Source organism: Paenibacillus sp. PK3_47, from assembly GCF_023520895.1.
Taxonomy (GTDB): domain Bacteria; phylum Bacillota; class Bacilli; order Paenibacillales; family Paenibacillaceae; genus Paenibacillus_AQ.
This window is the reverse complement of record NZ_CP026029.1, coordinates 3132532-3156897: the sequence shown is the minus strand read 5'-3', so window position 1 is coordinate 3156897 and position 24366 is coordinate 3132532. Positions and strand designations below refer to the sequence as shown.

21 protein-coding genes are annotated in these 24366 nt (G+C 54.0%); 8 read left to right on the top strand and 13 right to left on the bottom strand.

Features of this window, described 5'->3' with window-relative positions; genetic code table 11:
- Nucleotides 1-6: 6 nt before the first annotated feature.
- The 3 genes from sdaAA to C2I18_RS14015 all read right to left on the bottom strand — a co-directional run bounded on the left by sdaAA (nt 7) and on the right by C2I18_RS14015 (nt 2153).
- Entirely contained in the window at nt 7-885 is an 879-nt protein-coding gene (sdaAA, locus tag C2I18_RS14025) for an L-serine ammonia-lyase, iron-sulfur-dependent, subunit alpha (protein ID WP_249901753.1), read from the bottom strand.
- A complete protein-coding gene (gene sdaAB, locus C2I18_RS14020; protein WP_249901752.1) occupies nt 882-1592 on the bottom strand; it encodes an L-serine ammonia-lyase, iron-sulfur-dependent subunit beta in 711 nt (236 codons plus the stop codon). Before sdaAB ends, sdaAA begins: the two co-directional genes overlap by 4 nt.
- A 144-nt stretch (nt 1593-1736) precedes the next feature.
- Complete coding sequence (locus tag C2I18_RS14015) at nt 1737-2153, bottom strand: GNAT family N-acetyltransferase (RefSeq protein ID WP_249901751.1); 417 nt, start codon at nt 2151-2153, stop codon at nt 1737-1739.
- Nucleotides 2154-2643: 490 nt separating this feature from the next.
- Here C2I18_RS14015 and C2I18_RS14010 point away from each other — a divergent pair, with 490 nt between their 5' ends.
- Entirely contained in the window at nt 2644-3543 is a 900-nt protein-coding gene (locus C2I18_RS14010) for an SDR family oxidoreductase (protein ID WP_249901750.1), read from the top strand.
- Between the two features lie 61 nt (nt 3544-3604).
- Nucleotides 3605-4063 carry a hypothetical protein gene (locus C2I18_RS14005; protein WP_249901749.1) on the top strand — a complete coding sequence of 153 codons (459 nt, stop codon included), beginning with the start codon at nt 3605-3607 and terminating at the stop codon, nt 4061-4063.
- Between the two features lie 10 nt (nt 4064-4073).
- Here C2I18_RS14005 and C2I18_RS14000 read toward each other — a convergent pair whose 3' ends face one another.
- From C2I18_RS14000 to C2I18_RS13990, 3 genes are all read right to left on the bottom strand, one after another.
- A complete protein-coding gene (locus tag C2I18_RS14000) occupies nt 4074-5708 on the bottom strand; it encodes an NAD(P)H-hydrate dehydratase (protein WP_249901748.1) in 1635 nt (544 codons plus the stop codon).
- A gap of 788 nt (nt 5709-6496) precedes the next feature.
- The gene (locus tag C2I18_RS13995; RefSeq protein WP_249901747.1) at nt 6497-7129 is read right to left on the bottom strand and encodes an NAD(P)-dependent oxidoreductase; all 633 of its coding nucleotides are present in this window, start codon (nt 7127-7129) and stop codon (nt 6497-6499) included.
- 177 nt (nt 7130-7306) lie between these two features.
- A complete protein-coding gene (locus tag C2I18_RS13990) occupies nt 7307-7711 on the bottom strand; it encodes a GNAT family N-acetyltransferase (protein ID WP_249901746.1) in 405 nt (134 codons plus the stop codon).
- A 266-nt stretch (nt 7712-7977) separates the two neighbouring features.
- Here C2I18_RS13990 and C2I18_RS13985 point away from each other — a divergent pair, with 266 nt between their 5' ends.
- The gene (locus C2I18_RS13985) at nt 7978-8286 is read left to right on the top strand and encodes a hypothetical protein (protein WP_249901745.1); all 309 of its coding nucleotides are present in this window, start codon (nt 7978-7980) and stop codon (nt 8284-8286) included.
- 117 nt (nt 8287-8403) lie between these two features.
- Here the strand turns inward: C2I18_RS13985 and C2I18_RS13980 are convergent, their stop codons facing one another.
- The 4 genes from C2I18_RS13980 to C2I18_RS13965 form a co-directional block, all read right to left on the bottom strand.
- Nucleotides 8404-8625, bottom strand: coding sequence for a YezD family protein (locus tag C2I18_RS13980; protein ID WP_249901744.1), 222 nt, complete (start codon nt 8623-8625; stop codon nt 8404-8406).
- 104 nt (nt 8626-8729) lie between these two features.
- On the bottom strand, nt 8730-9593 hold the full coding sequence (gene cysW / locus C2I18_RS13975; protein ID WP_249901743.1) for a sulfate ABC transporter permease subunit CysW: 864 nt from the start codon (nt 9591-9593) through the stop codon (nt 8730-8732).
- Between the two features lie 204 nt (nt 9594-9797).
- Nucleotides 9798-10649, bottom strand: coding sequence for a sulfate ABC transporter permease subunit CysT (gene cysT, locus C2I18_RS13970; RefSeq protein ID WP_249901742.1), 852 nt, complete (start codon nt 10647-10649; stop codon nt 9798-9800).
- A gap of 125 nt (nt 10650-10774) precedes the next feature.
- A complete protein-coding gene (locus C2I18_RS13965) occupies nt 10775-11899 on the bottom strand; it encodes a sulfate ABC transporter substrate-binding protein (RefSeq protein WP_249901741.1) in 1125 nt (374 codons plus the stop codon).
- Nucleotides 11900-12317: 418 nt separating this feature from the next.
- Between C2I18_RS13965 and C2I18_RS13960 the strand changes: the two genes are divergently transcribed.
- Nucleotides 12318-14630 (top strand): alpha/beta hydrolase family protein, encoded by a 2313-nt coding sequence (locus C2I18_RS13960; protein ID WP_249901740.1) that lies wholly within the window; start codon nt 12318-12320, stop codon nt 14628-14630.
- A 77-nt stretch (nt 14631-14707) separates the two neighbouring features.
- Here C2I18_RS13960 and C2I18_RS13955 read toward each other — a convergent pair whose 3' ends face one another.
- Complete coding sequence (locus tag C2I18_RS13955; protein ID WP_249901739.1) at nt 14708-15757, bottom strand: lactonase family protein; 1050 nt, start codon at nt 15755-15757, stop codon at nt 14708-14710.
- 279 nt (nt 15758-16036) lie between these two features.
- Here C2I18_RS13955 and C2I18_RS13950 point away from each other — a divergent pair, with 279 nt between their 5' ends.
- From C2I18_RS13950 to C2I18_RS13940, 3 genes are all read left to right on the top strand, one after another.
- Nucleotides 16037-16297 carry a GlsB/YeaQ/YmgE family stress response membrane protein gene (locus tag C2I18_RS13950; RefSeq protein WP_249901738.1) on the top strand — a complete coding sequence of 87 codons (261 nt, stop codon included), beginning with the start codon at nt 16037-16039 and terminating at the stop codon, nt 16295-16297.
- A gap of 217 nt (nt 16298-16514) precedes the next feature.
- Nucleotides 16515-17021: a CcdC family protein gene (locus C2I18_RS13945; RefSeq protein WP_249901737.1), complete on the top strand. Its 507-nt coding sequence runs from the start codon at nt 16515-16517 to the stop codon at nt 17019-17021.
- A gap of 313 nt (nt 17022-17334) precedes the next feature.
- Nucleotides 17335-18297, top strand: a complete 963-nt coding sequence (locus C2I18_RS13940) for an L-lactate dehydrogenase (RefSeq protein ID WP_249901736.1) — start codon at nt 17335-17337, stop codon at nt 18295-18297.
- A 70-nt stretch (nt 18298-18367) separates the two neighbouring features.
- Here the strand turns inward: C2I18_RS13940 and C2I18_RS13935 are convergent, their stop codons facing one another.
- Nucleotides 18368-20437, bottom strand: a complete 2070-nt coding sequence (locus C2I18_RS13935) for a methyl-accepting chemotaxis protein (RefSeq protein ID WP_249901735.1) — start codon at nt 20435-20437, stop codon at nt 18368-18370.
- A 183-nt stretch (nt 20438-20620) separates the two neighbouring features.
- The gene (locus tag C2I18_RS13930) at nt 20621-22897 is read right to left on the bottom strand and encodes a heavy metal translocating P-type ATPase (protein WP_249901734.1); all 2277 of its coding nucleotides are present in this window, start codon (nt 22895-22897) and stop codon (nt 20621-20623) included.
- A gap of 294 nt (nt 22898-23191) precedes the next feature.
- Here C2I18_RS13930 and C2I18_RS13925 point away from each other — a divergent pair, with 294 nt between their 5' ends.
- Complete coding sequence (locus C2I18_RS13925; RefSeq protein WP_249901733.1) at nt 23192-24202, top strand: cation diffusion facilitator family transporter; 1011 nt, start codon at nt 23192-23194, stop codon at nt 24200-24202.
- Nucleotides 24203-24366 lie beyond the last annotated feature (164 nt).

The window sequence follows — 24366 nt, the reverse complement described above, 5'->3', positions numbered from 1 at the left end:
GGCGGATTATTTTTGGTTCCGCAAATCCTTCATGATCTGGCGGCCGGTCGGAGTCTGGGCGAGCCCGCCTCCGGCCGTCTCCCGGTGCTTCTCCGGCATGGCTGAACCGACCTCCAGCATCACCTTGATCACTTCATCCGAAGGAATAACGCTGTGCACGCCGGCCAGTGCCATATCGGCGGCGGCGAGCGCGGTCACGGCACCGAAGCCGTTCCTTACAATGCACGGGATTTCCACAAGGCCGCCCACCGGATCACAGATCAGGCCAAGGGTATTCTTCAGTGCAAGACCTACGGCATGCACCGCCTGCGCAGGCGTTCCTCCGCGCAGCTCAGTCAGAGCGCCTGCCGCCATGCCGATAGCCGATCCGACCTCAGCCTGGCAGCCGCCCTCTGCTCCGGATACAAAGGAATTGTTGGCGATAACATAGCCTATTGCTCCCGCCGCGAACAATCCGGATACCATATAATCATCATCCCAGTCAAAACGCTCCTGGCAACTGAGGAATACACCGGGAATGATCCCGCAGGAGCCGGCAGTCGGAGTAGCAATAATGCGCCCCATGGAAGCATTCACTTCCGATACGGCCAAGGCATAGGCCATAGCACTGCCGGCCGGTCCGCCGAGACAAGGCTCATCCGCCGCATTGTAGGCAGCCACCCGCTGTGCATCAAGGCCGGTCAGGCCGCTGCGTGAAGTGGTATCTTCATGCATGCCGCGGTGGACCGCTTCTTTCATCACTCCGTAATATTGGCTCATCGTGGCAAATTCCTGTTCCTTGGAGCGGCCGGACTCCGCACTCTGCTCCTCCAGCATAAGCGCCCCGATTCCCATTCCGCGCTCTTCGCATAATACCGCCAGCTGGCTTAGTGTTTGAAAATTCATGACGTGCTTCCCTTCCCCTTCTCTTCTTGCGTAACTTCGTTCAAATCAACCACCTTCACGGATTTCACAGCCGGCAGGGCGGCCAGCTCCTGCAGCAGCTCCGCCGTGGCACTTTCATCCAGCTCCAATACCGTTAATGCAGCACCGCTGCGGTTCTTCCGGTCCAAAGACATATGCCCGATATTGAACTCACCCCGGCGCATCACATCGGTAACGCTGGCGAGTACGCCCAGGTAATCCATATGCTGAATCAGCACCGTCGGGTACATACCGGTGAGCTTCACCGTAAACACGTCGATGTCCACAATCTCTATATTGCCTCCTCCGATCGAGATCCCTGTCAGCGTCAGCTCAGTTCCTGTCCTGCTGCCGACCAGCCGCAGACGGACCGTATTGGGATGGGGAAACAGGCCTGCCCCCTGCCGGAAAGAAATCTCCATTCCGGCTTCAGCTGCAAGCTCTATGGAGCCCGGCAGACGTACATCATCGGTTGCAAAATCAAGCAGTCCCCCGGCGATTGCCCTGTCCGTACCATGTCCCTGATAAGTTGCGGCAAAAGAACCGAAAAAAATAACCTCGGCCTCACGCGGCAGCTCGCCCAGCACCTGGCGGGCCGCTCTGCCGATCCGTGCCGCTCCTGCTGTATGCGAACTGGAAGGACCGACCATGGCCGGCCCTATAATTGAAAAAACATCTTTAAAACGCATAGATCTTATCTCCCGCTCTCAGCTTTCGCAATATACTGCCCAACTATTATACTGCACGGAAGCCGAAGCTACACCCATTACATTACTTGTCAGCGGATGGAACTGCGGATCTGCGGCATTGACGGGTAACAGTTTCCGGGTAAATCAGCAGTTCTGTGAAAAAAGCACAATACCGTCCCGCTCCTGCCAGCCGATGCCTGACCAGAAGCTGCGTCCCGGCCCATTGTCTTCAATAACCATCAAATGGCACTTCACGATTCCCGCATTCCGCAGGCCTTCCAGGCAGCGGGCTGCGAGTTCCCGCCCGATCCCCATGCCGCGGCACTCGCTGCTTACCGCGACATGATACATGTACCCTCTGCGCCCGTCATGGCCGCACATAGCGGTTCCGGCAAGTGAACCGTCTTTATTTTCACATACCAGGCTAAGCCCGGGATTGCGCTCCAGATAGCGGGTAATCTCCTCTTTGGAGTCCGCTTCGCTTAATCCCATCCCCGGAGTGTTCTCCCACAGCCGGTATGCGGCTTCGTAATCCTCTGCAATCATCGGCCTGTAATTCATAAGCTTCCCAACTTCCTGATTTTTTCTCTATCCCGCAGCCCGCGCCATCCGCCACCTCACAACTTCAACAGGTCTTGAAACAAGACGCTCCCCCATACTCTGCTTCGTTCCATCAACTACGCCTCTGTCTCTAACGGACTCAGATTCCCTTATGTCTGCAAAAGAGAACGGTTTGAGCGGCTAACGAACCTCAGCTCCCTTATTGAACAAGATTCCTTGCTAAAACACCTTTTTGTGAAGGAATAAAGGACTACGGTCCTTTAGCTGTGAAAAAGAAGCGTTATGACAGAAATAACGGATCTACAGACCGTTAGCCTGGCATAGTATCTGATCAAAGCGGACGGCGCGAAATTCATGCACCGGTTGGCTTGCCGCTGCTCCCCTAACCCTCTAAACACAAGCCGGCCTTCCCCTGCAGCAGCGCACGCTTTTCTGGGCGCATGCATACCAATATACAGAAAGACAGAGCACAAGGAGGACGATAAGTGTAATGAACCCCATTTATCCCTATTACGGGGAAAAGACGGTATGCCGCAAGCAGCCTGTCGCCTTTCCCCCGCAGCATCAGGACCGTCAGCCGGGACTTGAAAGCCTTATGTCACCCCGCCCGATCAGCGAAAATCCGGAACACTGCGGCAGCGGAAAGCTCAAAGGCAAGGTTGCCCTGATCACCGGAGGGGACAGCGGAATCGGCAAGGCTGCGGCCATTGCTTTTGCCAAAGAGGGAGCCGACGTCGCCATAGCCTATCTCTATGAAGCCTCGGATGCCGAAGTCACGCAGCGGCGCATTGAAGAGCTGGGACGCCGCTGCCTGCGAATTGAGACGGACTTACGCTACAAGCAGTGCTGTTTTCAGGCGGTAGAGCAGACTGTGCGCACTTTCGGCAGGCTGGACATTCTGGTGAATAATCATGCCGTACAGTATCCGCAGCAGAGCCTTCTGGATATTTCAGAGGAACAGCTCTACCAGACGTTCCAGACCAATATTTTCCCGTTCTTTTTTCTGGCCCAGGCCGCTTTGCCCCACTTGAAGCGGGGTGCCTCCATTATCAACACAGCCTCAATTACCGCTTATCAGGGCCATAAGGAGCTGATTGATTATTCCGCTACCAAAGGGGCGATCGTCACCTTCACACGCTCTCTTGCCCTGTCGCTGGCTGATGACGGAATCCGTGTAAACAGCGTTGCGCCCGGCCCCGTATGGACACCGCTTATCCCCTCCAGCTTTTCGGCTGCAGAGGTCAGTGTGTTCGGCACGGATACGCCTTTCGGGCGTGCGGCGCAGCCTTACGAGCTGGCAGGAGCCTATGTCTATCTGGCCGGTCCCGACTCCACTTACGTGACAGGCACTTGTATTCATGTTAACGGAGGGGACATGGTTACAAGCTAAAGAGCCGCCGGACAATGCCTGTCCCCGGCAGCTTCCTTACCCACCTTGAAAGGACGTAGTGATGATGAACAAAATTAAAGGATATGAACTTCCGTCCGTTCGTCTTTCTGCCGGTCTGTACGCACTGGCCAAGCTGTCGGCTGCCGGCCTGACCTTCATGCTGGTTGCCATTCTGATGCTGTTCTTTCCGCACACCGGTGGAGTCCCCGAGGGATGGCCGGTCTCTGTTCCTTACGCTATTTACGCCTACGGACTGCCTGCAGCGCTGCTGGCGGACCTGCTGCTGAACATGTTCCGCTCCTCTTCCCTCGGCCCGGCTCTGGTGCTGTATGCCGCTGCCGGCTTCGGCGCCGGCCTGTGGCTGGCCTCCGAACAGGGGCTGGATGCAATAACCTGCGGCATTGCCGGTATCGCGGTGCTGCTGCTGTTCCGCCTGGCCCAGCTGGCAGGTGAACGCCATCCCTTCCTGCTCCCCGTGTTCTCGCTGTTCGTGCCGCTGCTCTGCCTGCTGCTGCTCTAAAACGCCGCGCTCAGAGCGCTTCGATAATATCTCCGGCAATAATGGCCGAAGGATCATGACGGTTACGGGCTGCCCGCTCACCGGCCAGTCCGTGCAGATATACGCCAAAAGCTGCTGCCTGCGCAGCTTCCAGTCCCTGTGCCAGCAGACCTGAGATCATGCCTGTCAGCACATCGCCCGCCCCGCCGGTCCCCATTCCCGGATGGCCTGTGATGTTTACATAGGCTTGTCCTTCTGGTGTTGCAATTACGGTATGCGCCCCCTTCAGCACCAGAATGACAGCATGCTTCCGGGCATAGTCCAGCGCCAGGCCGATCCGGTCGCGCTGAACCTCTGCTGTAGTAAGGCCCGCCAGCCGGGCCATCTCTCCCGGATGCGGTGTCAGGATTACCGGGTGGCTGCGCTCTGCCCATGCGCCGTAATCCGCATCCGCCAATATATTCAGGGCATCGGCATCAATCACCAGCGGGGAGCCGATCCCTTCCCATAAAGTGCGCAGCCATTCCCGGTCACCTTCGAACCGGCCGAGCCCCGGCCCGACAGCCGTGACATCCCGTCCGGCACTCAGCTTCAGCACTTCTGCAGCCGTGCCGGCATTCCAGTCCCCGTCTTCCGCCCGGCCGGCAGGAGCCAGCATAATCTCCGGGACGGCTCCGATCACCTGCGGCAGCAGTTTCCCGGGCAGCGCCCAGGTGGCCAGGCCGCAGCCTATCCTGAGCGACGCCCGGGCGGCAAGCAGCCCGGCGCCGCTCATGTTCATGCTGCCCGCCGCAAGCAGGACATGCCCGTAAGTGCCCTTGTGGCCTTCGGGCGAGCGGCGGCGCGACACGTCGACCTGCAGACGTGTCCGCAGCACCTCCGGCGTCAGCAGGCTGGCCTGCACGCCGGAGGTCCGGGCCAAGCCAGCGGGAATGCCGATGGAGCGGACCACCACCTTCCCGGCAGCTTCCGCGCCGGGATACTGCACCAGCCCGCGCTTAAGCAGCGCGAGGCACACGGTCACCGACGCATGAATGCACGGCTCATGCGTCTCCCCCGTGTCCGCGTCCAGCCCGCTCGGGATGTCCGCGGACACAATGGGCTTGCCGCTGGCGTTCGCTGCGGCAATCAGCTCCGCATAGGCACCGCGCGGGGCACCCGCGCTGCCGGTGCCGAGCAGCGCATCCACAATGCCGCTGCAGGCGGCAAAGTCCACCGCGTCCCTGCCGTGGACTGCGGCGGGGACGCCCATCGCTGCAGCGGCATCCCGCTGCAGGGCGGCTTCGCCCGCCAGCGACTCCGGCGCGGCGGCGTACACCAGCGTGACGGCGATGCCCGCCTCACGCAGGTGTCTGGCGGCGGCCAGTCCGTCGCCGCCGTTATTGCCTTTGCCGACGAGGATGAGCCAATGCTCGGCTTCGGCATGGTCCAGGGTCAGCGCTTCGTCGCCGCTGACCGTAAAGCCCGGCGGCTGAACGCCCGGGCCGCCGGTTCCAAGACCGGCGGCAGCCTCGGCGCCGGCCGCATTCCTGCGCCTGCACAGCGCGATAATCTCTTCGGCGATCGCCCGCCCGGCATTCTCCATCAGCGCAATCGCAGGAATGCCCAGCTGCTCAATCGTCATGCGGTCAAGCTGCCGCATTTCTTCCGCAGTCACCAGATCCATAACAGAACACCTCTTTCGTTCCATATCAGCGGAGTTTCTCCAATTTCCGGCGTTTGCCGGAAGTATGGCACCAGCGCGACAAACTTCAAGTCTCCTGATCAGCTGAGTAAAAGCCGCCCAAGGGCTTCGTGCCCATGTTTGCTTCAGAGGCGGCGCCGCTCGGATAAAAGCACCTCTGCCCCGGACGGCAACGGGGAATCGCAGTATTGAATTTCATACAGCGCTTCGGACCAAAACCCGCTCCCCTGCATTCTGCTGTAAAACTGCAAAAGATTCAGTTCCCGGCCCGTTTTAAGAACATTTATTGGAAAAAGTGCAGGTTTGCCGTGGCAAAGCTGAATCAGAGAGAGTGTCACAAACGTAGTTGGATTTCCTCCATTTAATTCCGTTCTTTTTCATCATTTTGGATTTTTAGTTGGAATTCCTCCCGTTATTTAGGCGGATAAGGGCCTTTGGAGACTGTGCCGGCACATTTAAGTGGAGTTTTTCCATCAAGTATTGTGATACCGGTCTTTATCGAAGAATTAGATGGAGAATTTCCACTTAGCTTGACCTGTACGCCCGCCCCTGTAACAGCTTTCTATAGAACAGCTAATACCAGATTGCAGATTGGAGTATGGCCCGACGAGACGTAAGATATAGCCCATTCAGCCCAGAAATTCTGACTTTTGACTTTTCACTTCCCAGACCGGCTCCAACCTTCAATAAATTCCAAATAAATCTCCAATCTCTACCTCCGTCCATCCCCCCGCCTGCCGCAGCCTACCCCGCCTCCTCACACCAACAAATCAATAAGCCACCGTAAACCGCTCCCGGCTGAAATTCCCTTCCTCCAGCTCATCGACGACAGCTACCGCAAAATCCTCAATGCTGATGCTGCTCTGGCCTTCCTCGTCCACAATCAGCCGGTCCAGGCCGATACGGAAATTGCCTGTCCGCCTGCCCGGTGAAATGACCGCCGGAGGGCTGATGTATGTGTAATCCAGCTCTGATTCCTTGTACTTTATATAGGCCTGCTCATGGGCGGCAGCCAGCGGACGGATGGACTCCGGGAACCCGGCTGTATCCATAAGAAGCTCTCCCGATTCTGTCTTAAGGCTGCCGGCTCCGCCGACAATCATCAGACGCTCCACACCGGCGGTACGCAGCCCCTGAAGCAGCGAATCTGCCGCAAGGAGCAGATCATTCTCCTGTCCCGGCTTCGGCCCGAAGGCGCTGATCACCTCGCCATGTCCACGGACAACGGCGGCTACCGAATCCGGATCCAATATATCAACGGCTGCAGTCTTCAGACGCTCATGCTCCATATCCACTGACTGCGGATTGCGTACTGCGGCCGTCACCTCATGTTTTCTTTTTAACGCCTCCTGCACAATAGCCCGTCCAATCTTTCCTGACGCTCCTAGTACTACAACATCCATCTGTTATATCCTCGCTTTCTGCATGCCTTAAGTCTAATTTATCCCATAGTCACTATCTGAAACCGTCCCGCCTAAAAATGCCGCATCATCCTCACTGGTACGGGGCGGGAGGATTTAAGCTGCCTATTCTGTAGAATGCCCGCCTTAATTACATTGAAGCGTATGCTCATTCCTCTCTTAACGCCGCAGGAACATACCCTGCGACTCCGGCATAACCGGAACAAAGCCATACTGTGCATACAGCTTGGACGCCTCGCCGTCGGCAATCAGACTGACATAGGTCTGCTGCGGAACCGTATCCAGATAGGATCTGATCTCACGCATAATCAGCTTTCCCAGACCGCGGCCCTGGCAGGAGGGCTTAACCGCAATATCTGTTACCTGAAAAAAGCAGCCGCCGTCCCCGATCACACGGCCCATGCCGACCAGTACGTTACCTTCATACAATGTTACTGCAAAACAGGACCGCGGAAGTCCAGCCGCCGCCCCCTCAGCGCTCATCGGACTCAGTCCTGCTTCCAGCCGCAGCGCCAGATATTGCTCCACTGCAGGAGGCTCATGCCTGATTTCAATATTGCCCATTTCCTTCAGCTCCCCTTATGTACTATTTCTGCTGCACCGCCCATACTGTTACCAGTATACATGACTATATACGACTGCGCCTGCCGGAGACAAGGGCAGCCGCTTCCCGGACGTTAGCGGAGTTTTGAAACGTCAGCCGCCTCTGGGACGTACAACAAGAAAAGAGTTTAATACACTAATAACGCGGCAGGTTCCGTGCATTCACCGCAGCAAATGACAGGATCGTTTTATTGATACCATTACTGACAGGAAAGGATGAAGGATTTATGACTTCTTTAGGCAAGCTTTTCAAGTGGGGCACCTTTACTTTGGAGGCCTTTATGGCCATACCGTTTATCGGAGGGGCTTTTGTTGTTTCCTACGGCTGGGCGCCGCTCGGAATCGCCTTTTTACTGCATGCGGCAGCGATTGTGATCCTGCTTAGAGAACGCGGCCCGTTCATCGGTAACGCCATTGGGGTTGTGACCTCGGTCGTTGCTCTCATTCCTTTTGTCGGCTGGTTTATGCACGCTGTCACCGCACTGGTTCTGCTTATCGAAGGGATCTCCTCTTCCCGCAGACGTCCGCACTACTAAACAGGCAGCTTGGGCAGTTCCAGGCCGCCATAACGTAAAAAGAAAGACCTTCGCGATGAAGGCCTTTCTTTTTTTGTATTATAAAGCTTTTATAAAAATATAAGGGCCAATGGTCTTCTATCCGCGTCCCGCAGAACGGGTATCGGTACGCCGGTGTCCGGTCTCTCCACTATGACGTGCATTTGCTGTGCTATTCTCAAAACGTTTGCGCTCCGTACGTTCCATCTGCACAATCTGACCTTCATGCACCACAATGTGCAGCGAGCCGAACTCCATGTCATCCAGAAGTCCTGCAATCCGCGCCAGCCATACCTCATCCACTTTCAGTGGTTTAGCCATTTCCAGCCTCCCTTTCCCCGGATAGGGGCGTATTCTCCGCCTTGAATCCCGTTATTACCAACTTGTTTACTGTGTTTTAACTTAGCATGGAACCAAAACGGCTGTCAATGATCATTTTTGCGGAGCAGCCAGCTTTTGACGATCATCGTGACCAGCGCCAGTAGCAGCAGGAGTGAGGCTACCGCGAACGATGCCGAGAACTGATATTCATTGTATAAAATTTCGACATGAAGCGGCAGCGTGTTTGTCTCTCCGCGGATATGCCCCGAGACTACCGACACCGCACCGAACTCGCCCATCGCCCGTGCATTACAGAGAATGATCCCGTATAACAGGCCCCATTTGATATTAGGCAGGGTCACACGCCAAAAAATCTGCCAGCCACGCGCGCCCAGTGTAATCGCTGCTTCCTCTTCCTGTGTCCCCTGATCCTCCATCAGCGGAATGAGCTCACGGGCTACAAAAGGAAAGGTAACAAACAAAGTGGCCAGCACAATCCCCGGAAGCGCAAATACGATTTTGATGTCATGATCGCTCAGCCAGGAACCGAACCAGCCGTGCGAACCGAACACGAGGATAAATATCAGCCCCCCGATGACCGGCGACACGGCAAACGGCAGATCGATCAGGGTAATCAGAAATCCTTTGCCGCGAAAACGGAACTTGGTGACCGCCCAGGCTGCCGCCACGCCGAATATTGTATTCAGCGGAACGGTGATCAGCGCTACGAGCAGCGTCAGCCTTAAGGCCGATGCGGCGTCGGGGTCGGTCAGTGCCGCCCAGTATACGTCCAGGCCACGTTTCAGCGCCTCCGTCAGCACGACGACCAGCGGCAGGACAATCAGCCACAACAGGACCAGCCCGGCGGCAGTAATCAGCAGCCATTTAACGGCCGGTGACTCGTTCGTTGCCGGAGAGGATACGCCGGCTTTACGCCCGGCTGCGAAGACAGGAACAGTACCCGCCATGTGATTACCTCCCGAAATTTTTGTGAGCGTTACCTTCTGAACTTACTTCGTACAAAAATCGCCCCGGAAGCATACGCCTAATTTATGCAAGAACCGCTTCTTTGACTCACTTCGGCAAAAATCACTTCGGAAGCATACGCTTAATTTTTGTGAGCGTTACCCCCATCCCGGAAGCATATCCGTATTTCCCGCCAGTCTCTGCGCCTACCGCGAGCTTTTGCGTGCCCAGCGCTGGAGCATGTTGATGACCAGCAGCATCAGGAAGGAAATCAGCAGCAGCAGCAGGGCTACTGCCGTTGCTCCGGCGTAATCAAACTGCTCCAGCTTGGTCATGATCAGCAGCGGGGCAATTTCTGTGCGCATCGGCATATTGCCGGAGATGAAGACTACCGAGCCGTATTCCCCGATCCCTCTGGCGAAGGCCAGCGCGAAGCCGGTGAGCAGTGCAGGAAGCAGCTCCGGCAGGACAATCCGCGTAAAAGTACGCCAGCGTCCCGCACCCAATGTAGCCGAAGCCTCCTCCATGTCTCTGTCGAGATCCTCCAGCACGGGCTGTACAGTACGGACTACAAAGGGAATGCCGATAAACATCAGCGCGAGCGTAATGCCCAGCGGCGTGAAGGCCACCTTCAGCCCCAAGGGTTCAAGCAGCGAACCGATCCAGCCGTTCTGGGAATACAGCGCGGTTAAGGAGACACCCGCTACAGCTGTCGGAAGCGCAAACGGGAGATCGATCAGCGCATCGAAAATTCTTTTGCCCGGAAACTCATAACGCACCAGAACCCAGGCCAGCAGCAGGCCGAAAAAAGCATTGGTTAATGCCGCAGCGGCTGCCGTCGTCAGACTGACCCGGTAGGAAGCCAGCACCCGCGGGTCTGTAGCTACATCCCAGAATTTCCCCCAGGTCAGCCCGGTGGAATTGAACAGCAGCGCTGAGAGCGGCAGCAGAACGACGAGGCTTAAATACAGTACGCTATAGCCCATCGTAATTCCGAAGCCGGGCAGCAGCTTGCGCCGCGCAACAGCCGTAGTAGTGACATTCATGTACGTCTTCATCCTTTCCTGCCTTCGGCTTATAGGCCGATCAGCACCCTCACGGGACAACTTTCCTGAACCCTCTGCGCCTGCCGGAATCCATTACAAAGCCGGGGCATGAAGGCCCCAGCTTTATCCGGGCCTCTTTAGCTGCCCGGAACGTAAATTTTGTCGAAGATTCCGCCGTCATTGAAATGCTTCTCCTGCGTTTCTTTCCATGTCCCGAATTTCTCGGCCAGCGTGAACAGCTTGATTTCCGGGAACTGCTCCTTGTACTGTTCCTTCACACTTTCCAAGGTAGGACGGTAGTAGTTTTCTGCGGCTATTTTTTGTCCTTCCTCACTGTACAGGTAATTGAGATAGGCTTCGGATACCTCGCGTGTATCTCTTTTATCCACCACCTTGTCGACTACCGCAACCGGCGGCTCGGCCAGAATGCTCTCGGACGGATTTACGATTTCAAACTTATCGGGGCCAAGCTCTTTGATGGACAGGTACGCCTCATTCTCCCAGGCAATCAGCACATCGCCAATTCCGCGCTCTACAAAGGTGGTCGTCGATCCGCGCGCCCCGGTATCCAGCACCGGTACATGCTTGAACAGCTCCTGGACGAATTCCTGTGCTTTAGCTTCATCGTTGTTATTGTGATCCAGGGCGTAGCCCCAGGCGGCAAGATAGTTCCAGCGAGCACCACCGGAGGTTTTCGGGTTAGGTGTAATCACTTCTACGCCTTCCTTAAGCAGGTCCGGCCAGTCCTGAATGCCTTTCGGATTGCCTTTGCGGACAAGGAATACGATTGTCGAAGTATACGGCGAGCTGTTAAGCTCAAATTTATTTTGCCAGCCTTCATTAATGAGGCCGGTTTCCTGCAGTGCGTCTATATCGTAGCCCAGTGCGAGTGTTACTACATCTGCTTCCAGACCGTCAATTACGGCACGGCTTTGTTTACCTGATCCGCCATGCGACTGTTTGACCGTAACCTTCTGGCCTGTTTCCTGCTCCCAGTAAGCGGCAAATGCCTTGTTGTAACTCTCATAAAGCTCCCGCGTAGGATCATAAGATACATTCAGCAGCTCCACCGGGTCTTTAGCCGGCGCTTTGGTTGCTTCTGCAGCAGCTGCCTGAGTGGCAGCAGCATTCCCGGATCCCGCTGATTCCGCTGAAGAACCTGCGTTGTTATTGGCAGTATTATTGCTTCCGCAAGCAGTGAGCCCCACCGTCAACAGTAGTGTAAATCCGGAGATAAGCCCCTTCTTGATCCCTTTTTTCATCACCAATCACTCCCCCATGTTTTCTCTTACATTTAAGGCCTGCCAACTTCTCTGAAGGTTCATGCTGCAAAAAAAGAACGGAGGAATGCCCGGGTTCGGCAGGTCAAATCGGTCATATGACACGTATCTGCGAGCCTGCTCCGGGCGTTCCTCCGTCGGTACGGTAAGAACTCTTATACAATTATTCCTACCTAATTAGTAGGTTATACAGACATAATACTGAATGCTCCATGCCCTGTCAAACCTTTTTTTCAAAAAAAAATCAAGGTCCTGCAGTTCCCCGTCCCCCGGCAGCAGATGGCGGCTGTTCCTGCAAGACCCACTTGTTATTGGGGCTCTAAATGTAATATTATTGCTACATCTTATAGGTCAAAAAAAGACAGAAGAAATCACTGCTTAAATGCCGGGGGCGACAATCATGGGAATGGATTTGGAGTATGCTCCTGCGCCGCAGCGGCCGCGGCTGTACAGGCGTATTGGAAGTAACATTGCAAAGCGGATCAAGGAAACCTACCGGTATGACACCGCGCTCTGGAGAATGGCACTCGCAGGCCCATGGGCTGTAAGTGTTCTCATATTTATGGCAGCCATTCTGGGCATCCCCACCGGCCTGGGAACCGCTGCGGATTTAATCCTTGCCGCCGGGGCTGGTACGATTGGACTGGCCCTTGCCGGCAATGCAGCTGCCCTGCTGCTGGCACTTGCCGGGATTCCGGTCCCCCGGCTGTTTGCGGGAGCCTCGCTCAGCGCATTCGGAGCGGTTATGCTAATCCTGTACTTCGCCGATTTCGAACCGGAGGCAGCCGCTGTTATTGCAGGAATTGCGTCACTTGCCGGCGCGTTTGCCGGACTTGCGGCAGGCCTGCTCCGCTGCAGACGGATAATGCCCGGACTGCTGCTGACAATTGCAATTGTCCTGTCACCGCTGGTTTTGTCTTACGGGAGTTCCAGCGGGGCCGTCCAGGACACTGCCCCGTCCGCGAATGCTGATATTGGGTCGATTTCCGCCGCGGACCCTGCTGAACCCGGGGATTACACATACTATAACTTCACATATGGCAGCGGCCGGGATCTGCACCGCGCCGAGTACGGACGGGAAGTCACACTGGAGTCTTCCCCGGTGGATGCTTCCGCCTATATCTCTAAGTGGCCCACGCTCCGGACCCTGTTCTGGGGCTTCGATTACAAATCGCTGCCTCTAAATGGACGGGTATGGATGCCGGATGGCACCGGTCCCTTTCCGCTGGTGCTGATGGTGCACGGCAACCATATGATGGAGGACTACTCTGACGGAGGTTATGCTTACCTGGGTGAGCTGCTGGCCAGCCGGGGCTTTATTGCAGTCTCTCTGGATGAGAATTTTTTGAATTATTCAGCATGGTCAGGCATTCCCGATAATGATTTTAAAGCACGCACATGGATGATCCTCAAGCATCTCGAGCAGATTGCCGGCTATGCAGAGAAACCCGGGAATCCTTTTTACGGTAAAGTCGATTATACCCGGACCGCCCTGCTGGGGCACAGCCGCGGAGGACAGGCCGTAGCCATGGCTGCGGATGCCGCCCGCTGGTTCAAGAATGATCCCGCGCTGGCTGCGGCGAAGCAGTTCCGGATCCAATCCGTTATTGCACTGGCGCCTACAGATAAATTAATCGATGAGCAGTCGGCCAAGCTGGTTGATGTGAATTATTTGACTCTGCAGGGTGCGCGTGACGGCGATGTTCATGATTTCTACGGTGACAGGCAGTATATACGCGCAAGTTATACGCGCGGCTCGAATGCTTTTAAGAGCTCGCTGTACATCGCAGATGCCAATCACAGCCAGTTCAACACAGACTGGGGACTGTATGACCAGTCGCTGCCGGCCGGGCTGTTCCTCAGCCGTGCCGGGATTATGGACGGAGAGGAGCAGCGGCAGATCGCCAAGGTCTATGTATCGGCATTTCTCGAGACGACCCTGCACGGGAAAATCCAGTATCAGGAGCTGTTCCGCGATTACCGCACCGGTGCCGGCTGGCTGCCGGATACCGCTTACTATAACCGGTTCCAGAGCGGGGGATACATTCCGGTAGCCGCCTTTGACGAAGACCGCAACAAGAACACGGCTGCAGGCGGAACAGCTGAAGCCGAGGGTCTCACCTGGAGCGAAGAGACGGCCAAGGACCGCCAGTCCAAGAGCAAAGCCACCTACGGCCTTCTGCTGGAACGGACAGCGGATGAGAGCGGCGAAGCTTCATATACGATCAGACTCAAAGAGAACGTGTCCTCGGACATTGCCCGCAGCGCTGCTGAAGGACTCACCTTCTCCATGGCCAACCATAACGGTTATAATGAGGAAGATGACGGGGATGATGATACGGATAACGCGGGCAGCACTGAAACAGAGGGTTCATTATCACCCGATGTTGAAGTTGAAATTACGGACGGCAATAATGTGACTGCGCGCCTGCCTCTGGATGAGGTTATGGACGTTATGCCGCTGCCGCAGACTAAGTTCACTCTGAATCCATGGCTGGAGGAGCGGATGAGTGACGGCAAATACGGCGATGTATCGGAAGCGGTGTTCCAGACCTATGAACTGCCGTTTGAGCTGTTTCTGGAGGAAGAGCCGGCGCTTGAACCGGATAATCTGACTGAAGTTACATTCTATTTACAGGAATCCGGCGACAAAATCATGCTGGATGATATCGGCTTCTACAGCGCTCCTGTAGGCATTGAAGGCTTGCATTAACCAGAACTCATATTTATTTTAAAAATCCGAAAGCCGCCCCTTCCGCCATTACCGGTGGAAGGGACGGCTCTTCATTTTTAGAGGGATTTCAGGCAGACCGGGGACGGAACTGCCAGCTCATTACCGGTCGGAATCAGCCGGCCGGTCTCCTTGTCGATTCTGAAGGAGACGATGTTATCACTGTTCTGGTTGGCGGCCAGCAGCATCCCGCCGATAATGGCAAAATTGCGCGGCGTCCGCCCGCCTGCACTCACCCAGTCAGCAGGCTCGATCAAGCCTGTCTCAGCGTCAATGTGGAACAATCCAATGCTGTCATGCCCGCGGTTGGAGACGTACAGGAACCGTCCGCACGGGGATACATGGATATCTGCAGCCGTGTCGTCACTGCCGGCAGTATAATTGTCCGGCAAGGAGCTTACATTCTGCAGAATCCTCAGATCTCCCTGCTGTTCATCATTGGCAAAAACCGTGATGGAGCTGTTCAGCTCGTTAATCAGGTAAATCCACTGTCCCGAAGGATGGACGGCCAGATGGCGCGGTCCCGAACCCGGAGGAAGTGCCACTTCACGGTGTGTAACCAGCTTACCGTCCTCATTGCGGTAGATCACGATCTGATCAAGGCCGAGATCGCAGACCAGTACGCGCCTGCCTGTACTGTCCGGAATTACTGAATGAGGATGCGGCGCTTCCTGGCGGTCTGCACGGATTCCCGAGCCTTCATGCCGGACCTGGGCCGACATCTCCCCAATTGAACCCTTATCACTTACAGGGAAGATGTTCACATTGGCACCTGAGTAGTTGGCAACGTATATGTAGTCACCTTGCGGGCTTATGGATACATAACAGGGAGCGCCGCCTTCTGTAGGTCTTGAGCCAAGCGGAGTCAGCGCTTTGCTGCCGGAATCAATCGCAAAGGCATGAACCTCACCCTCATCCTGCTCGCTTACTGCATACAGCACATCTCCTGTACTGTTGACTGCCAGATAGGATGGCCCCTCTATCCCCCTGGTTCCGTGCAAAATCCTCATTTCCCCTGTATCCTTGTTCAGGGCCCCCAGCAGAATAGCTTCTTCTTCTTTGGAATTATAAGTCCCGGCATAAAATAATACTTCATTAGGCTGTTCCATAGCTTCATCTCCTTATGATTCCCTATTACTATATATATACCCTGAACAGCATGAAGTTCACTCATGTCAGCCCTCTGACGGAGCTTCATCTGTCCTTGATTTTTACTATAACATGTTTATATACCCAGCACCTCAACGGGGTTAAACTGCATATTTTAGGGCATACTGAAATACTGATTACAAGATCTACGGCAATATTTTACACATGGTTTAAATGCCGAACATGAGGTTAATAGTTACCATCGAACGATACACAAACACAAAAGGAGCTGAATTGCAATGAGTTTTTTATGGATGTTGATTGTAGGCGGCGTTATCGGTTGGTTGGCCGGTCTGATTATGGGCAGAGACATTCCGGGAGGTATTATCGGTAACATTATCGCCGGTATCCTCGGTTCTTGGCTCGGCGGCATGCTGCTGGGAGAATGGGGTCCTCGGGTAAGTGACTTCTACGTATTCCCTTCACTCATCGGAGCTATCGTACTGATCTTTGTTGTCAGTCTGATCCTCCGCTCGGTCGGTGGACGCAGCCGCTCGTAATAGCATATATGGATAGAACGAAATCTGTATTTGCTGCAAACTTACTTGCTGATAAACCCGCCAGGGTATCCCCTGGCGGGTTTATTGTGCGAAAAACGCGGCTTACATAAGCGGTGCTGTATTGGTCCAATCGCCATATTCCATTCAATGTATTGCCCTCTTCTTTCTGTTATAATAATGAAATAAGTGATACAAATCACAGAGAGGAACGTGAATCATGGGCAACATTAACCCCTCGCTTCTGCATATAGGCTCTACAGTGGGAGCCCTGTTTATGGCGCTGATGGTTATTTTCATCCGTCTGAAGGCAAGTGACCGCCCGGTGACGATCCGCAAAATATGGATTCCTCCCCTCGGCATGTCGACCGGCTTTGCCATGTTTGTTGTACCTGAAGTCCGGTTTCCGTTATGGTGGGCAGCTGCCGCTTTCCTGATCGGCTGGTTCATCTTTGCCTATCCGCTGATAAGCACCACAAAATTCGAGCAACGGGACGGCCAGATCTACGCCCGGCGCTCCAAGAGCTTTGCCTTTATTCTGCTCGGACTGCTGCTGGTCCGCACGCTGCTGCATGAATTTATTAACCGGTACATCTCCATTCCGCAGTCCGGCGGCTTATTCTTTATTCTGGCCTTCGGCATGATTCTGCACTGGAGAGTGTTTATGTACAGACGCTACACCCGTATGGTTCCGCCCGAGCCAACAATTGCGCATCCGCGGGGGTAACCAGAAACGGAAGAGTATTCAACAGGCCTACGGGGCGTAGTGAATGCTCTTTTTTAATGCCGGTAAGCTCTCTTTTTGATGGTCTGCATACAATGTAGATATAAACCGCCCGGAAATACCTCACTTCACATGATATTTGTGTCCGAAAAAGCATGTAACTCCCGTGTTATTTCATATCCATGTCAGGTAACTTGCGGTCAGATCAGTTAAAATATATGCATACTTAGCATGATCTTCCACGGACAGCTGCATGAACGGCTTCGGCATGGAAGAGCAGACCAGGTATTACTTTCAGAGAGTGAGGATCAGGCAATTGAAAACGAAATCGAGAAAAGTGGCGATCGTCGGCTCCGGCATGGTAGGCTCCAGCTGTGCTTATTCTATGGTTAACCAGGCTATTTGTGATGAGATCATGATGGTCGACCGCACCTATGACCGCGCCATGGCACAGGCGCTGGACCTCTCGCACTGCATGGATTTCACCGGAACGCGCACCAAAGTATATGCAGGTACTGCAGCGGATTGCGGTGCAATGGATGTCGTTATTCTGACAGCAGGCGCCAACCCCAAGCCGGGTCAGACAAGAATGGACGTCCTGGACGATGCTGCAGTGATTACTAAAAGTATTGTTACAGAAATTATGGCCGGCGGATTTGACGGCATCTTCGTGGTGGCTGCCAATCCAGTCGATGTTGTTACCTATATGGTATGGAAAATATCCGGGCTGCCCCGCCACCGCGTCATCGGCACCGGAACCTCCATTGACTCTTCCCGCCTGAAGACGCTTTTGTCGGATGTATTCTCCATTGATCCCCGCAGCGTAAACGGTTATGCGCTTGGCGAGCATGGCGAATCCCAGTTCGTCGCCTGGTCGCATGTAACGATCGGCGGCAAGCCGCTGCTGCAGATTATGCAGCAGCACCGCGAACGTTTCAAGGATCTGGACCTGGATGACCTGGCCCGCAAGACGAAGGATGCCGGGTGGGAGATCTTCACACGCAAAGGCTCTACGCATTTCGGCATCGGCAGTGCGCTGGCTTACATCACCCGCTCCATTCTGAACGATGAACATAAGATCATTGCCGTCTCCGCCATCCTTAACGGCGAATATGGACAGTATGATGTATGCGCAGGGGCGCCGGCTATCATCAGCGGCAGCGGGATTCAGGAGCTGCTTGAGCTGAATCTCAGCGAAGAGGAGTATGCCAAATTCAATGCTTCCTGCAGCATTATCCGGTCCAGCATCAACCGTCTGAATCTGGAAGAGACCGTCTAGAAAACCAGAAATCCCCCTTCGCTCACTTCGCTTCATGGGCAGAGGGGGATTTCTTGTCCATCCTTTTTAATTACCGGAAGTTCTCAATCTCTTGCTTCAGCTCGGACATCATCATATTTAATGATTCCGCAGAATTTACAACCTTGTTCATAAGCTCCTTCTGGTCGCTTGAGGCGCGGGCGACCGACTGTGCATTATCAGCTGAAGTCTTGGCAATGGTCAGCATATCGGAGACTGAGGCTGTAATTTCTTCTGTACCGGCAGACATCTGTTCATTGATAGCCGACACATCCTGGATCTGCAGTGAGACTTCGCGCATTGAGGAGCGGATATGCTCAAAGGCTGCACCGACATTCTTCATCCTGCCCATACCGTCACCAATTTCGGCAATACTCTTCTCCATCGACAAAGCAGCATCTGCAGTCGAAGCCTGAATCTGTTTGATTACATCGATAATATGTACAATAGATGTATTCGTCCGCTCCGCCAGCTTCTTCACTTCATTCGCCACGACACCAAAACCCCGCCCATGCTCACCGGCTCTGGCTGCTTCAATCGAAGCATTCAAGGACAACAGCCCGGTCTGATTGGCGATTTCAGAAATTACATCGACGATTTGTCCAATCTGTTCGGACTGCCGGGAGAGGGAGCCGATCAGTTCTGCCGTCTGGCCTGCCGCAGCACTGATCACTGTCATTTGCTCCAGCGTGGACCGGATTTCCAGATAACCGTTCTCAACCTCCGTGCTGACTGCCTCGGCCTGATCCGACACGCTTACAGAGGATTCGGCAATCCTTTGCAGCCCGATCGCCATCTCTTCCGTAGCCCGTGCTGACTGCTCTGACCCCCTGAACTGCTCTTCCATTCCATTTGCTACTTCCTGGATCACTACAGCAATCTCAGCTGATGTGCCGGACGACTGGTTGGCATAATCCAGCAGCCCTTCGGCAGACACGGCTACTTCCGCCACCGTAGTGTCGATCTTGCTGACAATCCCGGCCAGCGACTCGATCATATGATTAATGCTGCGGCTCATCTGTCCGATTTCGTCATTGGAATGGACCGCTACCCGCTCACCCAGCCGGCCTTCAGCCACTCTTGCCATCACACCGGATACGGCTACAATCGGTTTTACAATCCGCCGTGTCAGATACAAGGAGACCAATACTACAATCAGAATGACGATAATTCCGAATATAACGGCCAGCTGCTGCGCTGAAGTGACCTTGGCATAAATTTCGCTTTCGGGAACACTGATCAGCAGCTTCCAATCCGTTCCCGGAACGGTTTTGAAATATGTAATTATGGTTTCGCCGTTTTCCCCTTCATAGGTTTCTGTACCGCTCTCGCGTCCAAGAATGGAATCTACAGCCTTCTTTACCTGCGGTTCCCGGGCATAGTCGGCAATATTTTTTCCAATGCGGCTTGTATCCGTATATGTATAGTATTCACCTTTTCCCGAGATCACATAGCCGTATCCGGTCTCGGCAACATGGATGTTCTTCGCCATCTCAATGATAATTTCCGGTGTAACTGAAAAAGCCACCCCTCCTGAAAACTGCTGCGCCTCATCAACAACAGGAACGATTACCGGAATGATATATTTATTCAGCGGCTCAAGAAACGACATGTCTGCCACAGCCGGGGCAAGGCTTTCTTTGGCCTTCAGAAAATAATCAGCCGTTCCCATATCTGCGGTCAGATTCATCGCGTTGATCAGCACGCCGTCCTTATTAATTACGCTGTAGCCTTCCGCCTGCTTGTCGCTTTCCTCCAGCACCTTCACCACGGGAAAAATCGTCTGCGGCCTGGAAGGGTCAAACTCCGGATGTGCGGCAATAAGCCCCTGTACTCTTGTTGTCTTGGACTGCAGCCATTCCCCCAGCCTTGAAGTATTCATGTCCAGAATGCTCTGTGCCTGTTCTTTACTGTCCGACTTCACCACACCGCCAAAGTATTGCATAAAAAAGACCGTAGCTCCCAGCAGCGGTACAATGGCTATGGCCAGTATGACCGCCGACCATTTTCTCTGGATGGAGGCTGGCTTGTCCGGTTTTGATGCTGCCTTGTTCAATTTTCGCGGTTTTTCATTCATTTTCATTTTTTTGCGTTTCATTCCCTCGGGTTCCTTCTGTTCCACTTTAGTTCCTCCCAGCAGTAATAATCACAGTCTTCCAATTGCTGTAAATCCTTATTGTTATATCGGCAGAAACAGACAAATTGTATTAGGAACAAAATAAAAAATAAGCCTCAAGACCCATATATTGGGTTCTAAAAGGCTTACTTTTTCATATTTGCCCATATGACGTTATTATTTAAAGTTTTATACCATCTTAGGCGGCTTTAGCGCCCGGATACTGTTAAGCACAGCCAGTACGGTAACCCCCACGTCCGAGAATACCGCTTCCCACATCGTGGCGATGCCGAAGGCGCCCAGCAGCAGGAAGATTCCTTTTACCCCCAGCGCAAAAATGATGTTCTGCCACACAATCCGCCGTGTACGTCTGGCAATTCCGATGGCAGCGGCGACCTTTGAAGGCTCATCGGTCATTAAAACCACATCCGCAGCTTCAATTGCTGCATCCGAGCCCAGCCCGCCCATGGCTATGCCGACATCAGCTCTGGCCAGCACCGGTGTGTCATTAATCCCGTCACCGACAAAAATAATCTTCTCCCGCGGCTGTTTCTCCTTCTCGAGCCGTTCAATGGCCTCCACCTTATGCTGGGGCAGAAGCCCGGCGTGTACCTCCCCGATTCCCAGCTGCTGCCCGACAGCTTCCGCGACTGATGCAGAGTCTCCTGTCAGCATAACCGTCTTGCGGACTCCCTGGGCCTCCAGCGCGCGAATCGCTTGAAGGGCATCATCCTTCACCTCATCGGCTATGACGACGTATCCGGCATACAGCTTATCTACTGCCAGATGAATGACTGTTCCGGTTTGCTCCGGAGCCGCGGCTCTAATCCCCTCACGTTCCATGAGCCGTGCATTTCCGGCAAGCACAGCTCTGCCGTTCACGGTTGCCGATATCCCGTGTCCTGAAATCTCATCATAATCGGTAACTGCCCCGTCGGAAATCTCTTTGCCATAGGCCGCACGGACCGATTCGGCAATCGGGTGGCTGGAATGGCTCTCCGCATAAGCGGCTGTTTCCAGCAGCTCAGCTTCGGTCATCCCCGGGGACGGGTAAAGCCCGTTCACTTTGAACTGGCCCTTGGTCAGCGTCCCTGTTTTGTCGAAGACGACAATCTTCGCATCATTCAGTGCCTCCAGGAAATTGCTGCCCTTGACGAGAATTCCGCTCCGCGATGCTGCGCCAATCCCTCCAAAGAACCCGAGCGGAATAGATACAACCAGCGCACAAGGACAGGAAATAACAAGGAAGACCAATGCCCGGTAGATCCAGTCCTGGAAGCCGGCGCCGCTGATGACAAGCGGCGGAACGACAGCGAGCAGCAGCGCTGTAATGACTACAACCGGTGTATAGGAACGTGCAAATCGCGTAATAAAATTTTCAGTTTTTGCTTTGTTATTGGAAGCATTCTGCACCAGCTCAAGGATCTTTGAAACTGCTGATTCTCCGAATTCCCTGGTGACCTTGACCGTAATCACGCCGTTGCGGTTAATGAATCCGCTGAGCACCTCGCTGCCCGGCCCTGCTGAACGGGGCACCGATTCACCGGTCAGCGCCGAGGTATCCATCATGGCGCTGCCCTCAATAATGATTCCGTCAAGCGGAACCTTCTCACCCGGTTTGACCCTGATAATGTCACCTATTGCAACTTCCTCCGGGGAGACACGTCTCAGATTTCCGCCTTCCTGGAGATAGGCGAATTCCGGCCGGATGTCCATCAGCGCGGTAATCGAACGGCGCGAACGGTTAACCGCCATTCCCTGGAACAGCTCACCGATCTGATAGAAGAGCATAACCGCGACGCCTTCCGGATATTCGCCGATGACAAATGCCCCTATCGTGGCCAGCGCCATCAGGAAGTTCTCGTCGAACACCCTGCCTCGGACAATATTTCGTCCTGCCGAGAGGATGACATCCGCACCGGCAATCAGATAAGCCGCCAGAAACAGCAGCAGCTCCACACTCCCGCTGACAGGCAAAAACATGCCGGCAGCAGCCAGCACAATACTCCCGCCGAGCCGCAGCAGAATACGCCTTGTTTCGCCTTCCCCGTGCTCATGGCTGTGGGAATGGCCATGCTCTGCCTGATCATGACTATGGCTGCCATCCGCTTCATGATGATGTTCATGCCCTGCCGCAGAATCATGACTGTGACTGTGTACATGCCCCTCTGCAGTGCGGGCTCCATGAACTAAGACCGGGGACTTTACCCTTTTCTTTCCGGACTGCACTTCCTTCAGTTTCACATGGGGCTCAAGCGAAGTCACGGTCCGTTTCGCTTCCTCCGACACCGTATCTGCAGAAGCAGCAGCGGTCTCCAGCGTCATCATCTTCATGGCAAAATTCACAGAGCAGGAGGAGACACCCTCAATTTTCTTCACCTTGTTCTCGATCTTCAGCGCGCAATTTGCGCAGTCCAGGCCCTCAAGTACCCACTGACGTCTTATCTGTCCCTCCGCCGTATTCAAAACACTCACTCCCTTTGGTAAAATCTATATATGAGTATTTGTTCATATGTTTACTTACGCATATTATATGCCCCTGAAACTTGGAGTGTCAATGAACCGCTGCATAGTTCATTCATTTGTTTAAAAAGATAAGGTGATCGCCGCCGAAAGGTTTGGAGGCATTCCACAGCTGCGGCAGGCCTTGCTGTAAACCGCCAGTTTTTTTCATAAGCAAGGTCTTGTAATTCATGATTTACGGTTATATTATTAACATATGAGCAATCATTCATATGTATTTCGGAAGGGGTACTTATCATGAACAAACACCACCATCATGACCACGGGCACGATCACAAGGATGAACATCCTCACAGCCATTCGCATCAAAATGTACATAACCAAGGACACGGGCATAACCATTCCCACAGTCATGCTCATGGCCACAGCCACTCCCATGCACCTGACAGCAAAAAAGGGCTGGTCATCGCCCTTATCATCACCGGAGGCATTATGCTGCTGGAGTTCTTCGGCGGCTTGATTACAGACAGTCTTGCCCTGCTGTCAGACTCCGGGCATATGCTTGGCGACACGGTTTCGCTGGCTTTGAGCCTTGTGGCGATGATCTTTGCCGTAAAGCCCCCTTCCCGGAAAAATACCTATGGATTCTACCGGTTCGAGATCATGGCTGCATTGTTCAATGGAGTGACACTGTTCGTCATTGCCGGGTTTATTATGTGGGAAGCCTACCAGCGCTTCTCTGCACCTCCGGAGGTGGCCAGCGGCACCATGATGATCATTGCTTCAGTCGGCCTGCTGGCCAATCTGATCAGTGCATGGTCGCTGATGCGCAAGAGCAATGTCAAAGAGAACATCAATGTCCGCAGCGCTTATCTGCATGTCATCAGCGATGCTCTCGGCTCGGTGGGCGCGCTGCTGGCCGGGCTCATTATGCAGCTGTTCTCCTGGTATATCGCTGATCCGATCATCAGTGTCATTGTAGCCCTGCTGATCCTCAGAGGAGCATGGGGCGTAATGAAGCAGGCTTTCCACATTCTGATGGAGGGTACTCCGCCTTCAGTGGACATCAACGAGGTTAAGGAGGATTTTCTGCAGATTGACGGGGTAATCGATGTGCATGACCTGCATATCTGGTCCATCACTTCCGGTCTGGATGCGCTGAGCGGCCATCTGCTGATTGAGGACCACAAGGATCACCAGACTGTTCTCCAGCAGGCAGTCACTCTGGTGGAAGAGAAGTTCGGCATCCAGCATGCGACGCTGCAGATCGAGAACTCCTCCTTGAAGCACGGGAACCTGAAGGTATAAATTAAACACCGGTCCCATATGATGAAGCTGTTCCAGCATTCCTCCGGAATGCGACAGGAGCAGCTTTTTTGATTTGTTTATTTTATCCAAAATAATCCTTGACTATTATTCAAATAAATGTAATTATAAACATATCGAGTTGATATATCAAATAGATACATTGA